The following is a 23,178-nucleotide window of genomic DNA, read 5'->3' as shown; positions in this document are numbered from 1 at the left end:
CCCCCGCCGGACGACAGCCCGGAGGGCAGGCCGGAGGCTTTGGAAATCAACCGCCTGGGCCCGCCGGGCACCCGCAGCAGGGCCAGCAGCCGGGCAACCCGGCTCTGCCGCACGCCCCCGGGCCGAACCCTCGCGCCCACCACCCAAGCAGCCAGGCTCCTCACGCCCGGCAGCAAGTGGGCAGTCAAGTCCCTCCGCGGGCCACTCAGCATCCTCCGCATGCGGGACAGCAGCAGGGCAATCGACCTTTGCAGCCCACCCCTCAACCGGGCGGCCGTCCGCCTTTCGGCCCACAGGGGCCGCCTCCCGTCCCGCCGCGTCCGGCTCAGCCTCCTCGACGCGGGCCCGGCTGGGGAGCGCTCATCGCCACCGGCGTCATCGCGGCACTCATCGGCGGCGGCACGGCAGTGGGTGTCACCGCGGCAACAGGCGGAATCGGCGGCAGCCGCGATGGACATTCGGAAATCGAGACGTCAACCAGTGACCAGGAAGTCAAAACCGTCGACAGCCCCGACTGGACGGCGGTCGCTGCTGACGCGTCGAAGTCAGTCGTCTCGATCCAAGCCCGCGGTGCCGAAGGCGAAGCCCTCGGTTCGGGCTTCGTGTACAAGGACGACCACATTGTGACCAACAACCACGTGGTTGCCCCCGGCGATTCCGCACAGTCGCAGATCAGCGTGGTGTTCAGCAACGGGTCCTCCGTTGCCGCGAAAATCGTCGGACGCGACCCCATCACCGACATCGCGGTGCTGAAGCTGTCCACCAAGCCCGAGGGGCTGTCCCCTCTGCCGATCGGCGACAGCAGCGGCCTCACAGTCGGTGAGCCCGTAATGGCGCTGGGCAATCCACTCGGTCTTGCTGACACCGTCACCACAGGGATCGTGTCCGCGCTCAACCGTCCGGTCGCCACCCAGCAAAAGGGTTCCGGCGGCGAAGCGGACATTTCGACGATCACCAACGCCATTCAGGTCGATGCAGCCATCAACCCCGGAAACTCCGGCGGGCCGCTCATCAATGCGGCAGGCAAGTTCGTCGGCGTGAACTCGTCAATTGCCACCATGCCCACTTCCGAAGGAGAGCAGGCCGGGTCGATCGGCATCGGCTTCGCAATCCCCGCCACACAGGCGGTGTACATCGCCGATCAGCTCATCAGCTCAGGGAAGGCCAAACACGCCTACCTCGGCGTGAACATCACGTCGGGATCTGTGGAAAACGACGGGATCACGATGGGCGCAGCCGTCGTGTCAAAGGTTGAAGACGGCTCCCCCGCAGCCGCTGCAGGTGTGCGCAAGGACGACGCCATCGTCAAAGCCGGCGGCACCACCGTCAACTCCGCCATATCACTGCAGGCTCTTGTCCGAGCGCAGAAAGACGGGCAGGAACTGCCCTTGACGATCATCCGCGACGGCAAGACAAAAGAAGTCACCGTTTCACTCAAGGCCCGCTGAGCCGGCCGCTTGCGGCACGGGCCACTTGCGCGCGAAAGGCTGTGGAGACACGGGACTGTTTCCACAGCCTTTCTTCTTGCCTTTTCCTGCCTTGGGTGCCCGGCGCATTCTCGTGATGACACCACCCGGTGCTCATCGACAAAGAAGGAGCCTCATGTCCACTATCAACATTGACGCCGAACGCATCACCCAAGCCGCTTCCAGCGCTTCGCACAGCGCAGCCAATCTGCACAGCGAAGTCGATCGGCTGATGCACCAGCTGCGCGCGCTCCAGGAATGTTGGACCGGCACAGCATCCGCCGGCTTCCAAACCGTGGTGGCCGACTGGCAGCAGGTGCAGACCAAAGTCCACGAATCGCTCACGGAAATTCAGAAAGCGCTGGCTCTTGCAGGCCAGCAGTATGCGGAGGTCGAAAGCGCCAACACCAAACTCTTCCGCGCCTGACCTTCCGGAGGCCTATCGACCGGACACAGGTTTCGCTGAATGCACAAAATCACGGTCCCGGCTGAGCAGAACTCGGGTTTTCTCAGCCGGGACCGTTAGGCTTGGGCAGAAGACATGCCAGGCAGTCACTGCAAGGAGTAATCTGCGCCCATGAGCATTATCCAGCGGATCAAGATGATCTTCGGCGCCAAGGCCAACAAGGCCCTCGACCGCGCTGAGAACCCCAATGAAACCCTCGACTACTCGTACCAGAAGCAGCTCGACCTGCTGCAGAAGGTCCGCCGCGGTGTTGCCGATGTCGCCACCAGCCGCAAACGCCTGGAACTGCAGATCAGCCAGCTTGAATCGCAGTCGGCCAAACTGCAGGGCCAGGCCCAGAAAGCTCTTGAAATGGGCCGTGAAGACCTCGCCCGCGAAGCCCTGACCCGCAAGTCCGGGCTGGCGCAGCAGATCGAAGACCTCCAGGCGCAGCACCAGAACCTGCAGGCGGAAGAGCAGAAGCTCACGCAGGCCTCTCAGCGTCTGCAGACTAAGGTCGAATCGTTCCGCACCCGCAAGGAAACCCTCAAAGCTAACTACAACGCCGCCGAAGCCCAGACCAAGGTCAGCGAAGCCTTCAGCGGCATTTCCGACGAATTCGGTGATGTCGGCCTGGCCATCCAGCGCGCAGAAGACAAGACCAACGAACTTCAGGCGCGTGCCGGGGCGATGAACGAACTGCTCGAAACCGGCGCGCTGGAAGACTTCAGCGGCACCGGCGGTGACGACATCGACCGTCAGCTGGCGGCCATGAGCTCCGATAACGACGTCGAAATGGAACTGCAGCGCATGCGCGAATCCCTTCCGGCGTCCAAGCCGCAGGGACAGCTCGAAGACGTTCAGGACGCAGAAGAAGCCGACCAGCCGACCGGCGCTTCGGCAGAAGAGAACAACACCCAGCAGGGCTGACACACAGCGCGGCGGGCCGGGACATCGGCCCGCCGCGCACACCAAGAGGAGCACAGTGGCCAGAAACAGGTTCGTCAAAGACCGCGGGCTGTCCATCCGCATGGGGTGGGCTATCTTTCTCAACGGCCTGATCTACGTCATCCTGATTCTGGCCATTTGGTGGATCCTGGGGCAGTCCCTGGGCGGTGTGGTGATCGCGCTGCTCATCAGCTTCGGCGCTTTCTTCTTCCAGTGGTACTCATCTGACAAACTCGCCATGCGCGCCATGGGCGCCTACGAAGTCTCTGCCGAACAAGCACCGGAACTGCACGCCATCGTCGACCGGCTGACTCAGCTGGCCGACTCCCCCAAGCCGCGCGTCGCCTTCGCAGACACTCCCGTGCCCAACGCCTTTGCCACCGGCCGCTCGCCCCAGCACTCCGTCGTGTGCGTAACCCGCGGCCTGCTGGAAACTCTCGAACCGGCAGAAGTCGAAGTGGTGCTCGCCCACGAACTTGCCCACGTTGCCCACCGTGATGTCACCGTCATGACCGTCGCCGGAGTCACCGGCGTCGTCGCAGGCCTCATGGTTCGCTCCGGCATGTACGTCCGCTATGGCGGGCGCAACAACAACGGCGCGGCCGTCATGATCGCCATGATGCTGGTGGGAGCCGTCGTCTACGGCATCAGCTTTGTGCTCATCCGCACCCTCAGCCGGTACCGCGAACTGGCCGCTGACCGTGCCGCCGCCTATCTCACGGGGCAGCCGTCAACACTGGCCAGCGCTCTTATGAAGATCTCCGGTCAGATGACCAAGGTGCCTGACCAAGACCTGCGAGAAGCAGGGGCGGCCAATCACCTCGCACTCATTCCCGCCGTCAACGGAAAGTCCGTCAGCCAGCTGTTCTCCACCCACCCCAGCCTGGAGAAGCGCCTGGCCCAGCTGCAGGACATCGCCCGCAGCCTTTCACAGCGCTGAGGCCTCATGGGATTCTTCGACGCTCTGCTGGGACGCTCCAAGCCGGTCAAGCCAAACCTCGATGCTCTTTTCGGCCTGCCCCCGGCAGCACTGACCCTGGAGGCCGCAACCGACTACGCACCCACGGGTGTTGCGTCCGTGGCCTACCGTGCAGTTGAAGGCGGTGCATCTGCCGATGCTGTGCGCGAAGCATCGGCGCTCATAGCCAAAGATGCCGAACTAGAGGTCCGCACCGACCAGGACGACTATGGCTATTCGTGGCACGTATTGAAAAGCCCGGCACGGGACATCCCCGGCTTGGTGACGAACCTTCACGCCGTGAACAGCTCAATTGAAAACGCGGGATTCGGCCCCATGCTGCTGTGTTCGTCCCTGTACTTCAGCACGCCCGCCGGTGCGCGTGCCGCTCTGGTCTACCTGTACAAGCGCGGGACGTTCTACCCGTTTGTGCAGACGAGACCGCACCGCAGGGACAACGCAGAAGAGTTCAACATCAAAGCGGCAATCGGCGCGGACCTCCGCTTTGAGGAAGACATCTCCAAGTGGTCTCCCCTGTGGGACGCGCCGGGTATGAACGACTGAGGTCGGCTGAGGGCTCAGCTGACACGCAGCGCTGGGCAAATGCGCCCGCTTGCCTGCGCGGCGGCCTCAGCCCCGTGTGATTGTGAATTCGACGTCGAGTGCGGGCACGGCTATGACATCGCCGACGTTGACGCTTGAGCTGCGTCGCGAATTGAGGTCGCCGTTGACGAACACCTGACCGTCCTGAATGAGCTCCTTGGCCATGACTCCGTCTTCAACGAAGCCAGAGAGTTTGAGCACTTGGCCCAGGCGAATGCTGTCGTCGCGAATCCAGACTTCTTCCACTGTTCTCCTTCTGCTGTCTGATATCAGTCAATCAGAAGCCGAAGTCGAAATCGCCGAAGCCTCCGCCGAAATCACCCATGTCTCCGCCCATGTCGCCGCCATCGCCGATACCGCCGTCAGCGGCCAGACCGTCCTGGTAGCCGTCGGCGTAGGAGCCGTCCCAAGCTCCCATGCCGCCCATCATCGGCCCCATGAGCATCGCACCCATGAGCACACCCGGAAGCATGCCGGAACCCGCGTAGTTCGAATAGTAGCCGCGGTTGTATTCGGCATAGGCCGGACCGGCTTCCCAGTAGGCTCTGCGCGACATTCCGTCTGCGAGCGTCACCTTGCGCACTGAGGGCTCGGCCCCGACTGCAACGCGCTCGGCGTCTGCGGCGCACACGGGAATCGGGCGCGGCTGTCCACCGGCGGGCGCCCAGTCGATGTCTTCAACACTGGGACCGTGCTGCGGATTGAAGAAGCACGGAGGGCGGCGAGTGGGCAGCGGTTTGCCTTCCACGCGGGCACGGACGCAGCTGGCGGCGTAGCGGCCGTCTTCCAGGGCTTCTGTCACGTGGCGGATGTCTTCGGGCCGGTTGACCTTGCTCAGAAGATCCTTTGCGAGGTCGTAGCAGCTGATTGCCTTTTGGTAGTCCTGCCGACCCCCGTCGCCGAGATCCACGCCGGCGGTTTCAAGATCAAGAGCCTGAACTTCTTCACCGAACTGCGTGACGTCTTCTTCTGACGCTTTGGCAACGATTGCCAGTTCGCTTTGCCGAGCTGCTTCTTCGTTCTTCTTGTTGCTGCGTGCGATGGCAAACGCCGCAGCACCTCCCACAACCAGAATGACGAGGAAAGCGAAGCCCATGAAAGTCCCTTCTCCGCGTGCGGTGTACGGGGCTCATTATGGTCACCGAATCTGCGAAGAAACTGAGCCTCACATCTGTGCCGCTCGTGTAGACAACAGAAAAACCGCGGGCGCAGACAGTGCACCCAACCAGAACGAGAACACTCACCATTGAACTCGGGTCCGCACTGGCCGAATCAATCCACCAAGCACACCCATGCCCGCGGCTGCTAAAAACGCTGCCTGCAAATCTGCAAGGTCAGCCAACCCGCCGAGGACAAAGGCTGACAGAGACTGGCCTGCAGCAATTGCCAGAAAGGCCAAGCCGACCCCCGTTGACGCTCGACCGCGATACAACCGGGTTCCCCAAACGAGCAGCACACCGGTTAAAGCGATGTAGACCGCACCGAACACGCCTGATGCCACCACTGCAACCACAGCGCTGTGGGGCCATAGCGCCCATACCACCGTTGCCCCGGAAAGTGCGATCATCAACACCCGCCACGCGGTCTGCAGAGATAGACGTGCCACCAGATCCCCAGCGGCTGCACCTGCCAACCCGCACACTCCCAGGACAATCCACGCTGCCGTGGTCAGACTCGGACCATGACCGCCAGCGTCCTGCAGCAGGGCCGGTCCGAACGTCCAACCGGCCGTGCTGGCTGCCCCCATGATCATTGACCCGCCAAGCAAAGCCCACGCGCCAGCGGGGAATAGACCGCGCCACTCGCCTTGACCCTCTGCACCTGCCGAGCGAGCTGCACCGATCGGGCCAGCGGGAACCGCCTTCCACGTCCAGAACGACACCACGGCGGCCGCCAAAGCAAAGGCCCACCAGCCTGCGCGCCAGTGCTCATGCGTGAGCAGAGCGACAGGACCTGAGACTGCCACGCCGAAACCGGTTCCGGCGTTTACCACGGTCTGGACTCGATCCTGCCGTCGCGCTGCAACATGGTCTGCGACCGCCCTGGCCAAAGGGGGTGAGGCCACGCCCGTACTGGACCCTGCGACAGTCACGCCTATTCCAAGCACCAGCGCTGAAGGTGCGGCAGCAATTGCAGCACAGCCAGCCGTCGCAAGCAGCCCAGCAGACACGGCGACCGTACGTGCGCCGAACCGTGCAGTCAGGGCAGTTGAGGCTGCTATACCGGCGCAGTAGGCGGCATAGCTGGCGGCTGCGATCACCCCAGAAGCCGTTGACCCGAGTTCAAGATCGTCCTGAAACGCAGGCAAATACAGTCCGTAGGCGAATCGGGCAAGCCCGTAGCAGACAGCTATGAGGCACGCTCCCGCAGCACCCAATGCAGCTGTTGAGCAAATGGAAAGAGGCTGCTTATCGCCCTCAGATTCTGCGACCTGCACCAAAGCGCAACTCCCTTCGTGCGAAGGTAGACAATTCGAGCCACCTTTACCGATCAGTGAAACTGATTCTAGGTACACTGGTCAGTGAAAACAACCGAGGAGTGCATATGGACCGCAGTGCCCTGACCAACCTCACCCCCGGGGCGCACCGTATTCTCGATGCCGCTGAGCGGCTGTTCTACACCCATGGCATCCACGCTGTGGGGGTTGAAGCCATCGCCGCGGAAGCGGGCATGACAAAGCGCACTCTCTACAATCGATTCGGGTCCAAAGAGCGCCTGGTGGAGGCCTATCTTCAGCAGCGCAATCAACGCTGGCAGACACGCCTGGACAACCGGTTGGCCGAAGCGCCGCGCCCACGGATCAACGCTGTATTCGAGGCTTACACCGACGATGCTGACGGCGCTGTTCACGGATGCGCATTCCTCAATGCGGCAGCTGAGTTGCGAGGGAACCACCCCGGGATCGAAGTCATCCGAAGCCACAAACAGGCTGTACTGAGTGCAGTCCGACGCTTGGTCACAGAAGAGGTTGGCAGTGAGGCTGGAGAAGCTCTGGCAGATTATGTGTTTTTGCTGCTCGAGGGCGGGATAGCCCAACACGGGGTGAATCCGGAAAGCGGCAGCCTCGAAACGGCGAAGCACGCCGCAATGGACCTTCTGAGTGCGAAAACACCATGAATTCGTGACGCCCACCTTCGCCGTCCGCAGCGCGATTCAGGCTAGAGGCCGTGCCACAGGCCGGGTCACTGCCAATGCATAGAACGCGGTCGATGCCAACAAAAAGCCAGCCACCCCAGACACAGAAAAACCGCGGGCGCAGACAGTTCGTCTGCGCCCGCGGCCTGTGCCCTAGGAGGGCGTGTTCACGGTTGGCCGGATCAGAAGCCCATGCCGCCCATGTCGCCCATTCCGCCGGTGGGATCACCCGCGGGAGCGGGTTCCGGCTTGTCGGCCACGACGGCTTCCGTCGTGAGGAACAGGCCGGCGATCGAGGCGGCGTTCTGCAGAGCAGAGCGGGTCACCTTGACCGGGTCGTTGACACCGGCTGCCAGGAGGTCTTCGTATTCGCCGGTTGCGGCGTTGAGACCGTGGCCGGTTTCGAGTCCGCGCACCTTTTCGGCCACAACTCCGGGTTCGAGGCCGGCGTTGATGGCGATCTGCTTGAGCGGAGCTTCGATGGCCACCTTGACGATGGCAGCACCGGTGGCTTCGTCACCTTCGAGGTTGAGGTTTTCGAAGGCCTTGTCGCTTGCCTGGATGAGGGCCACACCACCGCCGGCGACGATGCCTTCGTCCACAGCCGCCTTGGCATTGCGGACGGCATCTTCGATGCGGTGTTTGGTTTCCTTGAGTTCGACTTCGGTTGCGGCTCCGGCCTTGATGACTGCAACACCGCCGGCCAGCTTGGCCAGGCGCTCCTGCAGCTTCTCGCGGTCGTAGTCCGAGTCCGAGTTTTCGATCTCGGTGCGGATCTGCTGCACGCGGCCGGCGATTTCGTCGGCGTCGCCTGCACCTTCGACGATGGTGGTTTCGTCCTTGGTGACAACGACCTTGCGGGCGGTGCCCAGCAGGTCCAGCGATGCGTTCTCCAGCTTCAGCCCGACCTCTTCGGCGATGACCTGGCCGCCGGTGAGGATCGCGATGTCTGCAAGCTGGGCCTTGCGGCGGTCGCCGAAGCCGGGGGCCTTGACGGCAACCGACTTGAAGGTTCCGCGGATCTTGTTGACCACGAGGACGGCGAGGGCTTCGCCTTCGACGTCTTCGGCAATGATCAGCAACGGCTTGCCGGACTGCTGGATCTTCTCAAGAACCGGCAGGAGGTCCTTCACGTTCGAGATCTTCGAGTTGACGATGAGGATGTAGGGGTCCTCGAGCACTGTTTCCTGGCGCTCTGCGTCAGACACGAAGTAACCGGAGATGTAGCCCTTGTCGAAGCGCATGCCTTCGGTCAGTTCGAGTTCGAGTCCGAAGGTGTTGGACTCTTCGACGGTGACGACGCCTTCCTTGCCGACCTTGTCGATGGCCTGGGCAATGAGTTCGCCGATTGCCGGGTCGCCAGCGGAAATGCCGGCGGTGGCAGCGATCTGTTCCTTGGTTTCGATTTCCTTAGCGGAGTCGAGCAGAACTTCGGTCAGGGACTCAACGGCCTTTTCGATGCCGCGCTTGAGGCTGAGCGGGTCTGCACCGGCTGCGACGTTGCGCAGACCTTCGGACACGAGAGCCTGTGCCAGAACGGTAGCGGTGGTCGTACCGTCACCTGCGACGTCGTCGGTCTTCTTGGCGACTTCCTTGACGAGTTCGGCGCCGATCTTTTCGTAGGCGTCTTCGAGCTCGATTTCCTTGGCGATGGACACGCCGTCGTTCGTGATGGTGGGTGCGCCCCACTTCTTTTCGAGAACAACATTGCGTCCGCGGGGACCGAGCGTCACCTTGACTGCATCAGCCAGGGTGTTCAGGCCGGTCTCCAGGCCGCGACGAGCTTCTTCGTCGAATGCAATGAGCTTTGCCATAGTGGCTGGCTTCCTCCCTGTAAGGGGTGGCAGTTGACTAGCACTGCCAGGTGCCCGCGACGGCAGGAAGCAGAGCCTGAATCCCTTCTTCAGGCCCGGCGTCCTCTGCCTGGGCAGTGCGTTTCACCACCACTAGATTTAGCACTCTCGACCTGAGAGTGCAAATACCAATCCCCTGCCGCTGGCACCTCGCAGGGCCCACTGGGCTCCCGTCTAAGGAACACGACGAGGGGGAGGGACAGAAGACCTGTTCCTCCCCCTCGTGAGCAGTTCAGTTCGGCTGCGGCGGCTGTCAGTCGAGCGGTTCGACGTTCTCAGCCTGCGCGCCCTTATCCCCCTGCACAATGTCGAACTGCACGCGACCGCCTTCGGCCAACGACCGGTAGCCCTGCATCTGAATTGCCGAATGGTGGACGAAGATTTCGTCGGAAGAGTCGTCTACGGCGATGAAGCCGTAGCCCTTTTCCGCGTTGAACCATTTGACGGTTCCCTGTGTCATGTCATCTCCCAAGTGTGGAACGAAACTTCAGTCTACCGCCCGCAGGGAGCTTCACCGGCCCGGTTTCCAGGCCAGCTCTCGGTCAGCCCTCGGCGGGATCGCTGTCGGCGACATCCGGGCCCATGAGGATTGTCACGCCCACCTGGTAGCGACGGGACTGTTCGACGCTCACACCGCCAAGCCCCTCGGCCACGCGCTCAGCAGCATCGCTGTACTCCGAGGACGAATAGTAGACGGTCGTAGATGACACCCGGGTGCCCGCGTTGCTCACGCGCCCCATCTTCCAGCCCTGTGCTTCATACTGGTCGGCGAACTTCCTGGCCGCACCGTTGACGCCGGATGCGTTGAGGATCGACAGATTGGGATCGCCGCTTTCAGCTTCGACGGTCGTCACTCCCCCGCCGGTTGATTCGCCGTCACTCGGGGTGCTTTCACTCTGCGTGCTCTCACCGGGCTCGCCTGACTGTGACGATTTGTCCTTGGCATCGTCGCCTGCTCCAGGTTCCTTCTGCTGCTGTTCTTCGACTTTGGCTTCCGGGTCTGAGCCTGCGGAGCGGATGATGTTGACCGCACCGACGATCAGGAGAACAGCCACCAGCGCAAGAACGATGACAACAGCGGTCGCCGCTTTATGGCTGCCTGCCGATGAGACGGCCCGGTGGGCTCCGCCTCGGCGGTTTGCAGCGTCTGCTGCACGGCGTTCTGCACGGGTTTCGTACTGGTGTTTGTCTGCCATCAGCGCGGGATCCTCGCCTGTGCTCCGGTTTCCTGTCGTGAGTCGCGGATTCTGCGAAGCCGTTTGATGAGAACGGGATCTTCAGCATGGGCCGCGGGGCTGTCGAGGAGTCTGCCGAGCACCTGGAAGTACTGGGCGGCGGACATGTCGAACTGTTCGCGGATCGCGTGGTCCTTGGCACCCCCGTAGGTGTGCCACTGTCCTTCGAAGCGCAGAATCTGCGCTTCGAGTTCCGAAAGCTCCTGTGACATTCGTCCTCCTCTGCACCCGCAATAATACCGGCGGCAGACCTTCCCGCCAGGCCTCGTCCGAGACTATGGGACCGGGCAGTTCACTTTCCCCGCCGTTTAGGGGCAACCACAAGGGCAAGAAAAAAACTGGAGGCGAACGACAATGTCCCGTTCCCGCAATGTAGTGTCACGGCAATGCTGGCAGCGAGGCCAGCAGCCGACTGAATGGAGGCTCAAATGCTGGCCAAGACCATGATGCCGAAGACACAGGGTGCACGCACCGTCTTCATTATTCTGCTCTGCGCGGCAGGCGCATTTCTGCTCATCAGCATCGGCGCAACCGTGTGGTCGCAGGCCGGGGACGAGGGCTGGGTTGCGAAGGCCGTCATCGCGTTTGTTTCGTGGGCGATGACAATTCCGCTGATCCTGGCCTCCGCGGTGTGGGCCCTCGTCAACTTCTTTTCTTCACCGGCCGGAGGCTCACAAGGTCGGAACACTGCCACACCGCGGGCACACTGACGAACCCCGATCAGGCATGCACAGCAACCAGAGCGGTCCGAAAGACAAAAGCACATAAGCGGCAGCCGAACTGAACAGCAGCCGAATGGCGGCACAGAATAGTGCCCCGGCACTTCGTGTGAGGCGCCGGGGCACTTACTGTCTCAGCGAGTCAGATCAGTTGATCTTGACGTTGATCTGCTTGATCTGGGTGAAGCCCTCGAGCATGCCCTCAAGCGATGCTTCGCGGCCGAAGCCGGAAGTCTTCATACCGCCGTAGGACTGGCCTGCAACCTGGCCGCCACCCTGGTTGACCTGCACCCAGCCGGATTCGATCTTGTCAGCCACCCGCAGCGCGCGGTCGACGTCCTTGGTGAAGACATAGGCGGCCAGACCGTAGTCGGAGTCGTTGGCCATTTCGACGACCTCTTCTTCCGTCTTGAACTTGATGACGGTGAGAACGGGGCCGAAGATCTCTTCGCGCGAGGTCTGCCATTCGTTCTTGGCGTTGGCGAAGATGATCGGCGCGTGGTAGAAGCCGGATTCGCCGACCTCGAGCCTGTCAGCGCCGTCATAGGCGATTTCGACGCCCTCGTTGGACTTGCCCATCTCAATGTAGTTCGCGATCTGGTCGTACTGTTTTTTGTTGATGACGCAGCCGATGTCGCTGTCTTCATCGCGCGGATCGCCGACCTTCATCTGGGCCACGCCGTCAACGAGCTTGGCCAGGAAGTCGTCGTAGATGTCTTCGTGCAGGAACAGGCGCGAACCCATGGTGCACGACTGCCCCTGGCGGGCAAAGCGAGTCGACAGCAGCACCTGCTGGAGCGTGTAGTCGTCATTGGCATCCGGGAACACGATGTTGGGGCTCTTGCCGCCCAGCTCCATCGAGGAATGAGCCAGACGAGAACCCGCAACCTCGGCCACGTGGCGGCCCACACCGGTCGAACCGGTGAACGAAACCTTGTCGACATCGTTGTGCTGAGTAAGAGCCTCACCGATGACCGAGCCCTTGCCGGTCACCACGTTGAGAACACCGGCGGGCAGGAACTCCTGGATGATTTCGGCCATTTTGAGAATGGTCAGCGGAGCGTCCTCGGCAGTCTTGAGCACAATCGTGTTGCCTGCTGCCAACGCTGCCGGGGTCTTGAACGCAGCAATCATCAGCGGCGAGTTCCACGGCAGAATGCCGGCCACAACGCCCAGCGGAACACGGCGGGTGAACTGCAGCTGCGCATCGCCTGCCGGGAGCGTGTTGCCCTTCACTTCACCGGCCACACCGGCCATGTAGCGGAACAGGTCGACCAGGGTCTGCGCTTCGGGGCGAGCCTGCGTGCGCAGGGCATTGCCGGTGTCGATTGCCGTCAGCTGGGCAAGCTCTTCCGCCTGAGCTTCCAGCGCATCCGCGCACTGTCCAAGCGCCTTCTGGCGCTCCTTGAAGTGCAGAGCAGACCACGCGGGGAAAGCAGCCCGGGCGGCCTTGACCGCACGGTCGGCGTCTTCTTCTTTGCCGTCGGGAACGCGGGCGATCACGCGGTCGCGGTCAATCGGGGTGATGACGTCAGCCCGCGAACCGTCAGCGGCATCAACCCATTCGCCGCCGATGAGCATCTTCCAGTCTTTGACCCCGGGGAAGTCCCGTACCTGTGCCATAGTCGTCGTTGTCCTTTCGGCATCCGTGCATTAGCGCTGTGTCCCGCCGAAAATGTGGGAGGGAACACTCTCGGACTCAGCATAGCCGTGCGCACGCGGTCCACGCAGGCCGCGGTCTGCCCGATTGCGCACAGCCCGTGTGCGTCCGCGCTAGGGTCGTGTGCATGACGATCAACCTGTTGGAAAACGTCAGCCCCGACTGGCTGGAAGCGCTGGGTCCCGCCGTTGCCAAAGTGCGCGAACTCCAGCAGACGGTCCAGCGCGATGCCCAGCACCACCTCGTGCTCCCCCGGCCCGAACAGGTCATGCGCGCATTCTTCGAACCGCTTGCGAACGTGCGAGTGCTCATCGTGGGCCAAGACCCCTACCCCACACCCGGGCACCCCATCGGGCTGTCTTTTGCTGCCGAGCGCCACGTCAGGCCGCTGCCGCGCTCGCTGGCCAATATCTACCGCGAACTCGCAGACGACCTCGGCATACCCCCGGCCGAGCACGGCGACCTTTCGGCCTGGCAGCGCCAGGGAGTCATGCTGCTCAACCGAGTGCTCACAGTCCGCGCTGGTAACGCCGGGTCGCACCGCGGCATGGGCTGGGAGGCCGTCACCGAACAGGCTGTGCGCGCACTCGCCGGCCGGGGCGGGCCGCTGGTGGCGATCCTGTGGGGCCGTCCCGCGCAGACGCTGACTCCCCTGCTGGGCAGCGTGCCGATCATCGCCTCACCCCACCCGTCACCGCTGTCCGCCCACCGCGGCTTCTTCGGTTCGAAGCCGTTCAGCCGCTGCAATTCGCTGCTGGAACAACAGGGTGCAGCACCCATCAACTGGCAACTGGACTGAAGCAGCTGGACTGATCAGGCGGAACTCGGCTGAATTCCAGCATCCTCTCGCAGGGCTTCGAGTTTCTCTTCGGCTTTTGCGCGAGCCCGCGCGGCACGGCGGGACTTCGCGTAGCGCGACATGGGCCGCGACAGGAAATCACCGAGCACAGCACCGGCGGCAATGGCCGAGTTCGCAGTGATCGCCGCAAACAGAGCGCCCAGTCCAACGGCCAGGGGAACTTCTTCGCCCGGCACCGGGATCATCCGGTAGACGGACGCGAAGATCGACAGGCCCTGCAGCAGCGGGAAGATGGCAGGGACAATGAGCACAATCGCCGGTGATCCCAGCCGCGAGGCCACCGGTCGGCAGAACAGACCGACAACCGTCGAAGCGATGAGCAGAGCGAGGATGTTCTCAATGCCCAACAGCGTGGCGCCCACGTAGACGAGGAATCCCACCAGGCCGATGAGCGCAGCCGGTATCACCAGCCTGCGGGCACAGTAGAACCCAATGGCGCCGCAGGCCCCGACGAGGAAAGCGGCGATGACGGCGATGATGGTGGTCAGAACGCTCACACCGCTGCTCTGCACTGTGATTTCAATGGGTTTGAGTTCGAGTGTGTTGCCGATGACAACGGCGCAGGCAATACCGGAGACGATCCCGGCGAAGCCCATGCCCGTTTCAACCATGCGGCCGGCCGCGGTCAGCGGGAAGTTCGACAGCGCGTCCTGCACAGCTGAGACCAGCCCGAGGGTCGGCAGCAGCAGAACGATGCCTGCGGCGACGGAGTACTGCGGCGAGGAAATGAGCTCGAAGTGATGGGCGAGCATCGCTGCCAGCGTGGCGACCGCCGATTGGGCCATGACGAGGAAGAACGTCGGCAGGCCCGTCTTGCCGATCACCCGGCCCACCCAGTCGATGAAGATAGCCAGGCCGAAGCCCAGAACAGCTGACGGCAGGCGACCGCCGATGAGCGTGACAAAGCACCCTACAAGAACACCCCACGCGAGTGTCACAAGCCACTGTGGGAAGGGCCTGCGCTGGGCGCGAATGGCGTCCAGTCTGCTGCGCGCCTGTGCGTAGTCGACTTTGCCTGCAACCATGTCCGATACCAGTCGGTGCAGGGAAGAGACTTTGGCGAAGTGCGGGGAGAGTTCGCGCACAACCCGCACCACCGTCATCTGCTTGCCGTCCGGGTCCGCGTAGTGGATGGTCAGCGCCGTGGCGGTGAGGTCGACTTCTGCGTTCGGCAGACCCATCGAGGTGCACGCGGCAATGACGCTGACCTCGACATCCGAACTTCCCCCACCGGCGCGCAGCACCATGGCCCCGATGTCGACGGCCAGGTCCAAGATCATCCGGGCCTCGGCATCGTTCTTCGCCTTCGCCTGCACCGGCGCCTGGTACGGGGTGCCCTCGAGAACTTTGACGATCGGCACCGGCTGGGTGGTCGGGGCCGGGTCAGAAGCGAAGCGCGCCACCGTGCGCTGTGCAATGCGCTGCGCGGCCCGACGCTTTGAACGTGAGCTGCGGTGTGTCTGCTGCCCGGCACTCTTCTTGGTGCCCTTGGACTTCGCGGTGGCAGCACTGCCGGTGGGCCGTGGGGCAGCCCCATGAGGGCGCCGAGGTGCCTGCCCGGCTGCCGTCGGCTGTTCCGGCACTGCGGGCTGTGCGGAAGGCACGCTGGCGGCACGGTCTGCAGCACGGTCGGCGGCCTGCTGTCGGGCCACGCCTTCGCGCACCTGGTCGACGCTGAGCGAAGCGGTCTGAGCGGCACCGGCACCGGTGCTTTTCGCATCGGGTTCGCCGCTGTCAGCGGCAGGTTCCTCGTCGAAGTGCTCGACTTCCTGCGCTGGCTTGTCGAAAGCGCCGGCCTTCTTCAGGTCAGACAGGAGGTCTCGGGCCCGGGCCGACCGCGCGGGAGGTTCAGAGGCGTGTTCGTTCGACTTCCACGCGGTCGCAGTTTCATGCTGCGGGTCTCGCCCTGTAGTCGATGCCTCCGAGTGCGGTGTGGCGGTTCCGCCGTTTCCGTTGCCGTCGCCGCTTTCTGCGCCGCGGTCGGAAGCGGAGCCGCTGAGGTCCTGAGAATCCAGTGTCGACACGCCTTCCTAGTACTGTTGAGCTATGAGCAGATACATCATTGTGGGAGCCGGAGCCATTGGCGGAATGCTCAGCGCGGGATTCTGCCGCGCTGGGGTTGACCACGTGCTGGTTGCGCGGGGGAGCCAAGCCGATGCTATCGAAACGGCGGGGCTGACAGTCCGCACTCCGCACGAAACTCTGACTGCACATCCAACAGTAGTGCGCTCATCAGCACAGGTGAATCTCCGTGCCGGCGATGTGATCATCCTGGCAGTGAAAACTCAGCAGCTGCCCACCGCATTGGCCGAATGGGCTGACCTTGCCGTCACTGACGAGCACGGCAGCCAGCTGGGCACCGCCGGCGAGCGCCTGCCGCTGATGCTGTTCCTCAACGGCACGGATGCGCAGGAACAGGCACCGCGCTGGTTTGCGACAGTATCGACGACCGTCATCTACACACCGGCGGTCTACACCGAGCCGGGACAGCTGGCGGTGTTCATGGAAGACCGGTGGGCCGGACTCATCACCGGTCCCGTGTGCGGACCGGACGCGCCCCGACCGCAGGCTGGCGAGACTGACGGCACAGCCCTGCCGCAGTACCTTCAGCAGGCGGACGGCGACTTCACGGCCGGGAACTTCGCGTCGGTCATCGTGCCTGAGCCTTCGCCCTACACCTACGGGAAGCTGTTGGCGAACCTCGACAACGGCATCGACGCCCTCGTGGGATCCCTCGACCACAGCGACCTGCTGGAGCAGCTGCAGGACGAAGCCCGCGCCGTCTACCAGGCTGCGGGCATTGTGCACTGCCCGAACCCTCCCGAGGAGCTCGGCTTTGCCGACCGCATTCCCCAAGCCCCCATCGACGGGGTGCAGAACCTGTCGTCCACCTGGCAGTCCATGGCTCGCGGGACCGGCAATATAGAAGCTGACTACCTCGGCGGTGAGATCGTCCGCCTGGCCCACCTGAACGGCATCCGAGCACCCAAGAACAGCCTCGTCATGCAGTGGTGCCGCCGTGTCATGGCCGGAGATCCGACCATTCCCGCCGACCCCAAGGCGCGGGCTGAAAGCCTGCGCGAAGCCTTCACCCACCTCGACCGGGAGAGCCTATGACTGAACGCGACGACCATCGGATCCGCACCTACCTGGCCCTCGGAGATTCGTTTTCCGAAGGGCTCATGGACGAGTCCGCACTGGAAGACGGCCGTTTCATCGGCTGGGCTGACCGGTTTGCGCACGCCCTGACCCAGTCCCCCGTCGGCAGCCCGGACCTGCTGTATGCCAATCACGCCATCCGGGGTCGGCAGCTCGGCGCCATCATCGACGAACAGGTGCCGGTCGCTCTCGATCTCAAGCCCGACCTCGTGTCCTTTGTGGCCGGAGGCAATGATGTGCTGCGCCCAGCCGCCGATGTTGACGGCCTGGCCGAACAGCTGGAGCGGGCGATCTCGGCAATGCGGGCCGAGGGCATCGAGGTGCTGCTGGGCAACGGCTTCGACACAGCCGCCTTCAGCCCCGTGCTGCGCGCACTGCGCCCCCGCGTGGCCGTGTACAACGCGCACATGTGGACCCTGGCCGGACGCCACGGCTGCTACATGCTCGATCTGTGGGGCATGCGCCCCATCTACGCGCAGGAGTACTGGGCACCCGACCGCATTCACCTGAGCACGCAGGGGCACACCATGGTCGCCCAGTCTGCGCTGGGGGTCCTCGAAGAGGACCGGGTGGGCATCCGAGGATTCCGTCTGTCAAAAACCTCCAAGCCGCTTCGCGACCGGATGGAAGACGAAGCCGAATGGCTCAAAGAGCACCTGGCCCCGTGGGTGGGACGGCGACTGCGCGGAACATCGTCGGGGGCCTATCTTGACCCGAAATACCCCGAATGGGTTCGTGCTGCCGAGCTTCCTCTCGAAGCGCGCAGTCAAAGCGGTCACCACGTGTCACCGGCGGCCCACCGCGCTGCCGCTGACGATGCGGCGTCTGCCGACACCGCGGAGACGCCCGGCACCTCGGGAGATCAGGGAGCACCCGATTCTCCTGGCACTTCGGAAGCACCGGGCAGTTCGGGGCCCTGAGCGACTGAAACAGCGAAACGGCTGCTGAGCATGTGCTCAGCAGCCGTTTCGCTGGAGTTACGGCCAGCCGCAGCCGAGGCGGTGCGCGGCTTTACGCGCCGCTCGGGCTCAGTGCGGTGCGGTCAGCGGTCGTGCTCGACGCCGAGGCCGTCCTCTTTGACCTGGTTTGTCGCCAGCATCGTGTTGCGGATTTCCTCCGCGAGACCGCCCACTGCCCCGGGGTTGTTCGGCATGAACATGACGTTGGACTTTCCGTTGCGCGCAACGTCCTGCATGGTGTCGAAGTACTGGGTCATGAGCAGCAGCTGTTCGGCGGTCTGCTCAATGCCCACACGGCGCAGGGCTTCGTACTGTTCGGCAATGCCGTTCGCGATTGCCTTGCGCTGAGCAGCTACACCCTCACCCTGCAGGCGACGCGATTCAGCTTCTGCTTCAGCCTGCGTGACGCGCTTGACCTTGTCCGCTTCGGCCAGAGCCTGGGCGGCCACACGGTCGCGCTGGGCGGCGTTGATCGAGTTCATCGAATCGCGCACGCGCGAGTCTGGGCTGATGTCGGTCACCAGCGTGTTGACGATCCGGAAGCCGTAGCCGGCCATTGACGCTGACAGGCGCTGTTCGACCGAGGTCGCAATGTCGTCCTTGGATTCGAAGGCCGAGTCCAGGGTCAGGGTCGACAGAGCCGAACGGACGGTGTCGAAGACGTAGGAGCGGATCTGCTCTTCCGGGTTCGACAGACGGTAGTAGGCGTCAACAACCTGGTTTTCGCCGATCACGTACTGCACCGCAACCGGCACCATGACGAACACGTTGTCCTGGGTTTTGGTTTCGATGTTGACTTCGAGCTGGTGCACGCGCAGCGAAATCGGCTTGGTGGTCGTGTCGACGAACGGCGCCTTCATGTTCAGGCCCGGTTCGCAGACTTTGCGGTACTTGCCGAAGCGCTCGACGATGACGCGCTCCTGCGTTTTGACGGTGAAGAAGATCGATGTGCGCAGCCCGCCGAACAGCAGGAACAGCAGCACCACGATGATGATGACGGGGATGAGCGGAATCAGAATGTACAGGGGTTCCATATCTGCGTCCTCATGGTGTTTTCCGATGACGGCAACACTCTATAGGAGCCGCCTCACACCGAAAAGAACTGCGAGTTCGACCAGGTGTCACTCGCCGAGGTGCCGAACCGGCGCTGTGGGCAACGCCAGCTGGGGGCCGGTGGCAACGGCGGCTGGGGCCGGTGACCTGTCAGCCGGCCACGAGCGCTTGGATCGGCCCGGATGCGAAGTACACGATGAACAGTGCGGCAGTGAGGTACATGAGCGGGTGCACTTCGCGGAACTTGCCGCGTGCGGCCTTGAGCACGACGTAGGACACGAAGCCCGCACCGATGCCGTTGGTGATCGAGTACGAAAACGGCATGAGAACGATCGTGAGGAACGCGGGGACTGCAATCTCAATGTCCGTCCAGTTGATGCGCACAACCTGCTGCATCATGAGGAAGCCGACGAAGACCAGTGTCGGCGCTGCCGCCTCGGAGGGGATGAGTGCGGCCAGAGGAGCGAGGAACACCGTCAGCAGGAACAGCGCACCGGTCACAACATTCGCCAGACCGGTGCGAGCACCAGAGCCAACACCCACGGTCGATTCGACGAAGCCGGAATTCGACGAGGTTCCGCCCAGACCGCCGACGATGGCACCGAGAGCATCGGCCACCATGATCCGCTTGGCGCCTTCTACCTGACCGGACTCGTCAACGAGTTTCGCCTGCGTGCCGACGGCCATCATGGTGCCCAGCAGGTCGAAGAAGTTCGTCAGCAGCAGGGTGAACACCACGAGAACAGCGGTGATGATGCCAACCGACTGGAATGAGCCCAGCAGGTTGAACGAACCGAGGATCGACAGGTCTGGCGAATGGAACCAGCCGCCTTCGATCTTCGGCACCGTCAGACCCCATCCGCCCGGGTTGGCGACCTCGCCGTCAGCTCCGGTCTTCGGTCCCAGGTTGAACACCGCTTCGAGTGCGAACGCGATGACGGTGGCAATGAGGATCGTGTAGAGGATCGCGGCGCGCACGCCCCATGCGTAGAGGACGAACAGCAGCAGAAGCGCGACCGTGAACAGCAGCACCGGCCAGCTGGCAATCGACCCGCCCTGGCCCAGTTCAAGCGCTGTGCCGCCGGAGTTGCTGATGAAGCCGGCGTTGATCATGCCGATGAGCGCAATGAAGAAGCCGATGCCCACACCGATTGCGGATTTCAGCTGGCCTGGCACCGCGTTGAAGATCGCGGTGCGGAAACCGGTGACCACCAGCAGAAGAAGAATAATGCCTTCAATGACCACCAGGCCCATCGCATCGGCCCACGTCATACCTGGAATGACAACAACCCCGAACGCCATGAACGCGCTCATGCCCAAAGCTGAGGACACCGCCATGGGGAAATTGCCCACCAGGCCCATAAGCAGGGTGAGAAGACCCGAAATGAGCGATGTCGCAGCAGCCACCGCGGCCAGGTTGGGAGTGTCTCCCCCGCCGAGGAACGCACCCGTCGAATCAGCGGCCGCACCGATGAGGATCGGGTTGAGCACGATGATGTAGGCCATTGCCAGGAAGGTCGTCAGACCACCCCTGATTTCGGTGCCCACAGTGGAGCCGCGCTGAGTGATTTTGAAGAAGCGGTCAAGGCCGCTGAGTCTGCTGTCTGCTGCGTTCGTCACACGGGAAGTCTAGGTGAGACTCAAAACAGAAACGGGAAGCACCTCGTGCTGAGGTGCTTCCCGAAGAAGCTGAGCCCCCTGTCAGACTCGAACTGACGACCTTCGCTTTACAAGAGCGGTGCTCTACCAACTGAGCTAAGGAGGCGGACGGAGGGACTCCCTCCGATCGTGAGCAGTTTAGTCCAACAGCCCACACAGCCCAAATCAGTGTGCGTGCGGTCTGCGGCTGGGGTTACCCGCAAAAAGGTATTGCAGACGATGGTGCGACTTGAGGATGACAATCGCCTGGACTTTCAGGCGCGTCCCTGATTCCTCAAGTCCCGCAATTTTTTTAGATACGCGTTTTCCGCTTCCAACCGCGCAATCTGACGGCACAGCTTGTCTTCTTCTGTAAGCCGCTTCGGTGCAGCCGAGCCTTTGGGCCTGCCCTTCGGCTTCGGTTTCAACGCGTCATCGCCGCCTGTACGCCATGTCCTGGTCCAATCTTTGACGAGCTGGTCTGATGACAGGCCAAACTCGCGGGCAAGATCCATTCTTGTCTCGCCGGCAAGGTAGCGTTGGACAACTTCCTTCTTGATTTCAAACGAGTACTGCTGCTTTGTCGGTTTCTCCACAAGACATAGCCTGCCATGCAGCTTAAACCGACGATAGAGCATACGGGCGGCATACTTGGAGACACCAAGGGCATTGGCAGCGGCTGTATAACCCATGCCTTGCTCAAATAGTTCGACCAATTGCTCGCGCTGATGCTGACTTAGCGAACTTCGTGCTCTCAATGACAACTACTCCCCACTAGTCGGTAACTGATTTCTCAGTCCAACTAATGGGGAGCAGTTCACATTTGTTGCGGTAGGGGGCCTATTTTTTCTTATTGGCGCCCACGCTTTCCGCTTGGCTGCAGCGCCAGCGAAATGTGAGATTGTGCGAGCGCAGTGCTGGGGGGATTGCGTCACGGGAGGCGCCGGCGCCCTATTTGGCGGCGTGAGGATGTGCAGATGTCGCTAGACCGGGAATGCGTGGCCGACGGCGCCGTATTTGGGGCGCTAGCAGGGGTGAATGTCGCTAGAACGGGAATGCGTTAAAGACACTGATTTGCAGCTCCGCAAAACTGCAGGTCAGGGAATTGTCGCAAAATTCGGAGGCGCGCCTGTGTTGACAGATTCCCGTTCTAGCGACATTTCGACCTTCGAAGTGCAACTTTTCCGACAGTTGGTGCCACGAGTTGCAATAGCGCGAGCATCTCGGCACTGAGAGCCAGGGTGGCTAGGGTGGCCAGCGTGGCGACGGTGGCCAAGGTGGCGATGGAGTCGGTAGCGGCCGAGCAGGAAGCGGACTAACTTAGGGTAGCCTATTGTGTGGTTAGCCTTACCTGTGTAGTATAGGCCCGACTGCTGTGTTGGCCGTAGCCGAAAGAGGCCATCAGTCTCTTGGGGCTACGGGTACTTTACAGCGTTTCAAAGAGTTCCTTACGCGTTAGGATTTCACATGTTTCGAAACAATTCGCTGACCCGTCGAGCGGCGCTGAAGACCGCCGCTGTCTTGGCAGCATCCACTCTTGTTCTGTCTGGTTGCTCCCGAGGCGACGACGCGGCGGCGTCAAAAAATGAGGGCACCGGGGACGAGCGCATCGCCGCAGTTGGCCTGGGAGACAGCGATACCTTGCTCGCTCTAGGCATCCAACCAGTCCTCGTAGCGCCCTGGGGTGCTGAGGGAGATGTTGATGCGTCTGGCGTCGGCCCATGGGCTACCGAAAAGCTCGGCGACAACAAGCCTGAAGTGGTTTACGGTACTGCCAACGGATTCACTGCTGAAATCCTGGAGAAGATCTCCGCCGCTGATCCGGACAAGATCATTGCGGTGAACTCTGCCGTAGACGCGCAGGCGAAGAAGGCGCTTAATGACATCGCCCCAACCACCGTTAAGCCAGACGGTGCCACGGACTGGCAGATCCCCTGGCGGGATCAGGTCAACCAGATCGCCGGCGCTGTAGACAAGCAAGAAGAAGGCGACAAACTCGTCGAAGAAACGCAGAAGGCCTTCGATGATTTCCAACAGCAGCACCCTGAGCTCAAAGGCAAGCGTGCGGCTATCGTCATGCCTTATCAGGGAAAGATCGGCCTGTACACCTCCGGTGACGGTCGCGGGCAGTTTATCAAGAGTCTGGGCTTCGAGATCCCGAAGGAGCTCGAAGGTAACGGGGGCGAGTTCTACCGCGACATCGCACCTGAGAACTACAGCGACCTCAACAACGTCGATTACCTCTTCATCCTTGATTACCAGGGTGCCGCCGATACCTTGAAGAAGGATCCAACATTCAGCAAGCTGGACGTTGTTCGCGAAGGCAAGGTCCGCTGGATGGACGAAAACGTGGGCAATGCAATGAGTATGCCAAACCCATTGACCATCCCCTGGGCAGTCGACAAGTTCTCTGACGCAATTTAATTGAAAGTGTCCGTTTCAAGGACTCGACATTCTTTGGTGTTTTCCCGGCGTTTGCTTACTTCGG

Annotated in this window: 22 protein-coding genes, 1 tRNA gene and 1 pseudogene; 11 read left to right on the top strand and 13 right to left on the bottom strand. The window is 62.5% G+C overall.

Going from position 1 to position 23,178, the window contains the following annotated elements; all coding sequences use genetic code 11:
- The first annotated feature begins 248 nt into the window (after positions 1–248).
- The 5 genes from GC119_RS07010 to pspAB all read left to right on the top strand — a co-directional run bounded on the left by GC119_RS07010 (position 249) and on the right by pspAB (position 4,381).
- On the top strand, positions 249–1,448 hold the full coding sequence (locus GC119_RS07010; protein ID WP_070777476.1) for a S1C family serine protease: 1,200 nt from the start codon (positions 249–251) through the stop codon (positions 1,446–1,448).
- Positions 1,449–1,602: 154 nt separating this feature from the next.
- Positions 1,603–1,893, top strand: a complete 291-nt coding sequence (locus tag GC119_RS07005; RefSeq protein ID WP_070574754.1) for a WXG100 family type VII secretion target — start codon at positions 1,603–1,605, stop codon at positions 1,891–1,893.
- Positions 1,894–2,043: 150 nt separating this feature from the next.
- Positions 2,044–2,841 carry a PspA/IM30 family protein gene (locus GC119_RS07000; protein WP_070574756.1) on the top strand — a complete coding sequence of 266 codons (798 nt, stop codon included), beginning with the start codon at positions 2,044–2,046 and terminating at the stop codon, positions 2,839–2,841.
- A gap of 55 nt (positions 2,842–2,896) precedes the next feature.
- Entirely contained in the window at positions 2,897–3,799 is a 903-nt protein-coding gene (gene htpX / locus GC119_RS06995; protein ID WP_070574758.1) for a zinc metalloprotease HtpX, read from the top strand.
- A 6-nt stretch (positions 3,800–3,805) separates the two neighbouring features.
- Positions 3,806–4,381, top strand: coding sequence for a PspA-associated protein PspAB (gene pspAB / locus GC119_RS06990; protein ID WP_070777477.1), 576 nt, complete (start codon positions 3,806–3,808; stop codon positions 4,379–4,381).
- 66 nt (positions 4,382–4,447) lie between these two features.
- On the opposite strand, the gene GC119_RS06985 is transcribed toward pspAB, so the two are convergent.
- The 3 genes from GC119_RS06985 to GC119_RS11265 form a co-directional block, all read right to left on the bottom strand.
- Positions 4,448–4,666: an RNA-binding S4 domain-containing protein gene (locus GC119_RS06985; RefSeq protein ID WP_070777479.1), complete on the bottom strand. Its 219-nt coding sequence runs from the start codon at positions 4,664–4,666 to the stop codon at positions 4,448–4,450.
- Between the two features lie 31 nt (positions 4,667–4,697).
- Positions 4,698–5,516, bottom strand: coding sequence for a hypothetical protein (locus tag GC119_RS06980; protein WP_070777480.1), 819 nt, complete (start codon positions 5,514–5,516; stop codon positions 4,698–4,700).
- A 144-nt stretch (positions 5,517–5,660) separates the two neighbouring features.
- On the bottom strand, positions 5,661–6,857 hold the full coding sequence (locus GC119_RS11265) for an MFS transporter (protein ID WP_070574765.1): 1,197 nt from the start codon (positions 6,855–6,857) through the stop codon (positions 5,661–5,663).
- On the opposite strand from GC119_RS11265, the gene GC119_RS06970 reads away from it, so the two are divergent.
- The gene (locus GC119_RS06970; protein ID WP_226829338.1) at positions 6,806–7,537 is read left to right on the top strand and encodes a TetR/AcrR family transcriptional regulator; all 732 of its coding nucleotides are present in this window, start codon (positions 6,806–6,808) and stop codon (positions 7,535–7,537) included. The two genes, GC119_RS11265 and GC119_RS06970, sit on opposite strands and share 52 nt — an antisense overlap.
- A 200-nt stretch (positions 7,538–7,737) precedes the next feature.
- Here the strand turns inward: GC119_RS06970 and groL are convergent, their stop codons facing one another.
- The 4 genes from groL to GC119_RS06950 all read right to left on the bottom strand — a co-directional run bounded on the left by groL (position 7,738) and on the right by GC119_RS06950 (position 10,855).
- On the bottom strand, positions 7,738–9,369 hold the full coding sequence (groL, locus tag GC119_RS06965; protein ID WP_070574769.1) for a chaperonin GroEL: 1,632 nt from the start codon (positions 9,367–9,369) through the stop codon (positions 7,738–7,740).
- Between the two features lie 292 nt (positions 9,370–9,661).
- Positions 9,662–9,868: a cold-shock protein gene (locus tag GC119_RS06960; protein WP_070574771.1), complete on the bottom strand. Its 207-nt coding sequence runs from the start codon at positions 9,866–9,868 to the stop codon at positions 9,662–9,664.
- A gap of 82 nt (positions 9,869–9,950) precedes the next feature.
- A complete protein-coding gene (locus GC119_RS06955; protein WP_070574773.1) occupies positions 9,951–10,604 on the bottom strand; it encodes a LytR C-terminal domain-containing protein in 654 nt (217 codons plus the stop codon).
- The gene (locus GC119_RS06950) at positions 10,604–10,855 is read right to left on the bottom strand and encodes a DUF3263 domain-containing protein (RefSeq protein WP_070574775.1); all 252 of its coding nucleotides are present in this window, start codon (positions 10,853–10,855) and stop codon (positions 10,604–10,606) included. The genes GC119_RS06955 and GC119_RS06950 overlap by 1 nt, the downstream gene beginning before the upstream one ends.
- Positions 10,856–11,071: 216 nt before the next feature.
- Here GC119_RS06950 and GC119_RS06945 point away from each other — a divergent pair, with 216 nt between their 5' ends.
- On the top strand, positions 11,072–11,353 hold the full coding sequence (locus GC119_RS06945; protein WP_070574777.1) for a hypothetical protein: 282 nt from the start codon (positions 11,072–11,074) through the stop codon (positions 11,351–11,353).
- Between the two features lie 156 nt (positions 11,354–11,509).
- Here the strand turns inward: GC119_RS06945 and GC119_RS06940 are convergent, their stop codons facing one another.
- Positions 11,510–12,985 (bottom strand): aldehyde dehydrogenase family protein, encoded by a 1,476-nt coding sequence (locus GC119_RS06940; RefSeq protein WP_070574780.1) that lies wholly within the window; start codon positions 12,983–12,985, stop codon positions 11,510–11,512.
- 164 nt (positions 12,986–13,149) lie between these two features.
- Between GC119_RS06940 and GC119_RS06935 the strand changes: the two genes are divergently transcribed.
- Positions 13,150–13,821 carry a uracil-DNA glycosylase gene (locus GC119_RS06935; RefSeq protein WP_070574781.1) on the top strand — a complete coding sequence of 224 codons (672 nt, stop codon included), beginning with the start codon at positions 13,150–13,152 and terminating at the stop codon, positions 13,819–13,821.
- A gap of 14 nt (positions 13,822–13,835) precedes the next feature.
- Here GC119_RS06935 and GC119_RS06930 read toward each other — a convergent pair whose 3' ends face one another.
- Complete coding sequence (locus GC119_RS06930) at positions 13,836–15,905, bottom strand: threonine/serine exporter family protein (RefSeq protein ID WP_070574784.1); 2,070 nt, start codon at positions 15,903–15,905, stop codon at positions 13,836–13,838.
- Between the two features lie 22 nt (positions 15,906–15,927).
- Here GC119_RS06930 and GC119_RS06925 point away from each other — a divergent pair, with 22 nt between their 5' ends.
- On the top strand, positions 15,928–16,998 hold the full coding sequence (locus tag GC119_RS06925; RefSeq protein ID WP_070574786.1) for a ketopantoate reductase family protein: 1,071 nt from the start codon (positions 15,928–15,930) through the stop codon (positions 16,996–16,998).
- Positions 16,995–17,960 carry an SGNH/GDSL hydrolase family protein gene (locus GC119_RS06920; RefSeq protein WP_070574788.1) on the top strand — a complete coding sequence of 322 codons (966 nt, stop codon included), beginning with the start codon at positions 16,995–16,997 and terminating at the stop codon, positions 17,958–17,960. The genes GC119_RS06925 and GC119_RS06920 overlap by 4 nt, the downstream gene beginning before the upstream one ends.
- Before the next feature lie 122 nt (positions 17,961–18,082).
- Here GC119_RS06920 and GC119_RS06915 read toward each other — a convergent pair whose 3' ends face one another.
- The 4 genes and pseudogenes from GC119_RS06915 to GC119_RS06900 all read right to left on the bottom strand — a co-directional run.
- Positions 18,083–19,033 carry an SPFH domain-containing protein gene (locus GC119_RS06915; RefSeq protein WP_151952769.1) on the bottom strand — a complete coding sequence of 317 codons (951 nt, stop codon included), beginning with the start codon at positions 19,031–19,033 and terminating at the stop codon, positions 18,083–18,085.
- A gap of 169 nt (positions 19,034–19,202) precedes the next feature.
- Positions 19,203–20,672 carry an NCS2 family permease gene (locus GC119_RS06910; RefSeq protein WP_062020561.1) on the bottom strand — a complete coding sequence of 490 codons (1,470 nt, stop codon included), beginning with the start codon at positions 20,670–20,672 and terminating at the stop codon, positions 19,203–19,205.
- Positions 20,673–20,744: 72 nt separating this feature from the next.
- Positions 20,745–20,817 (bottom strand) — tRNA-Thr (locus tag GC119_RS06905).
- A gap of 98 nt (positions 20,818–20,915) precedes the next feature.
- Positions 20,916–21,295: pseudogene (locus tag GC119_RS06900) on the bottom strand (helix-turn-helix domain-containing protein); the annotation flags it as partial.
- An 862-nt stretch (positions 21,296–22,157) separates the two neighbouring features.
- Here GC119_RS06900 and GC119_RS06895 point away from each other — a divergent pair.
- Positions 22,158–23,114, top strand: a complete 957-nt coding sequence (locus GC119_RS06895) for an iron-siderophore ABC transporter substrate-binding protein (protein ID WP_016421885.1) — start codon at positions 22,158–22,160, stop codon at positions 23,112–23,114.
- The last annotated feature ends 64 nt before the right edge of the window (positions 23,115–23,178 follow it).

The organism is Brevibacterium sp. Marseille-P9724 (assembly GCF_902500275.1).
In the GTDB taxonomy this organism is placed as follows: domain Bacteria; phylum Actinomycetota; class Actinomycetes; order Actinomycetales; family Brevibacteriaceae; genus Brevibacterium.
This window is presented reverse-complemented; position numbering and strand designations above follow the sequence as displayed.

What these genes read in the sequence shown, in the direction of transcription:
- GC119_RS07005 (WP_070574754.1), top strand. Translation starts at nt 1,603, where the DNA reads ATGTCCACTATCAACATTGACGCCGAACGCATCACCCAAGCCGCTTCC.
- GC119_RS07000 (WP_070574756.1), top strand. Translation starts at nt 2,044, where the DNA reads ATGAGCATTATCCAGCGGATCAAGATGATCTTCGGCGCCAAGGCCAAC.
- pspAB (WP_070777477.1), top strand. Translation starts at nt 3,806, where the DNA reads ATGGGATTCTTCGACGCTCTGCTGGGACGCTCCAAGCCGGTCAAGCCA.
- GC119_RS06980 (WP_070777480.1), bottom strand. Translation starts at nt 5,516, where the DNA reads ATGGGCTTCGCTTTCCTCGTCATTCTGGTTGTGGGAGGTGCTGCGGCG.
- groL (WP_070574769.1), bottom strand. Translation starts at nt 9,369, where the DNA reads ATGGCAAAGCTCATTGCATTCGACGAAGAAGCTCGTCGCGGCCTGGAG.
- GC119_RS06960 (WP_070574771.1), bottom strand. Translation starts at nt 9,868, where the DNA reads ATGACACAGGGAACCGTCAAATGGTTCAACGCGGAAAAGGGCTACGGC.
- GC119_RS06955 (WP_070574773.1), bottom strand. Translation starts at nt 10,604, where the DNA reads ATGGCAGACAAACACCAGTACGAAACCCGTGCAGAACGCCGTGCAGCA.
- GC119_RS06950 (WP_070574775.1), bottom strand. Translation starts at nt 10,855, where the DNA reads ATGTCACAGGAGCTTTCGGAACTCGAAGCGCAGATTCTGCGCTTCGAA.
- GC119_RS06945 (WP_070574777.1), top strand. Translation starts at nt 11,072, where the DNA reads ATGCTGGCCAAGACCATGATGCCGAAGACACAGGGTGCACGCACCGTC.
- GC119_RS06940 (WP_070574780.1), bottom strand. Translation starts at nt 12,985, where the DNA reads ATGGCACAGGTACGGGACTTCCCCGGGGTCAAAGACTGGAAGATGCTC.
- GC119_RS06935 (WP_070574781.1), top strand. Translation starts at nt 13,150, where the DNA reads ATGACGATCAACCTGTTGGAAAACGTCAGCCCCGACTGGCTGGAAGCG.
- GC119_RS06925 (WP_070574786.1), top strand. Translation starts at nt 15,928, where the DNA reads ATGAGCAGATACATCATTGTGGGAGCCGGAGCCATTGGCGGAATGCTC.
- GC119_RS06920 (WP_070574788.1), top strand. Translation starts at nt 16,995, where the DNA reads ATGACTGAACGCGACGACCATCGGATCCGCACCTACCTGGCCCTCGGA.
- GC119_RS06915 (WP_151952769.1), bottom strand. Translation starts at nt 19,033, where the DNA reads ATGGAACCCCTGTACATTCTGATTCCGCTCATCCCCGTCATCATCATC.
- GC119_RS06895 (WP_016421885.1), top strand. Translation starts at nt 22,158, where the DNA reads ATGTTTCGAAACAATTCGCTGACCCGTCGAGCGGCGCTGAAGACCGCC.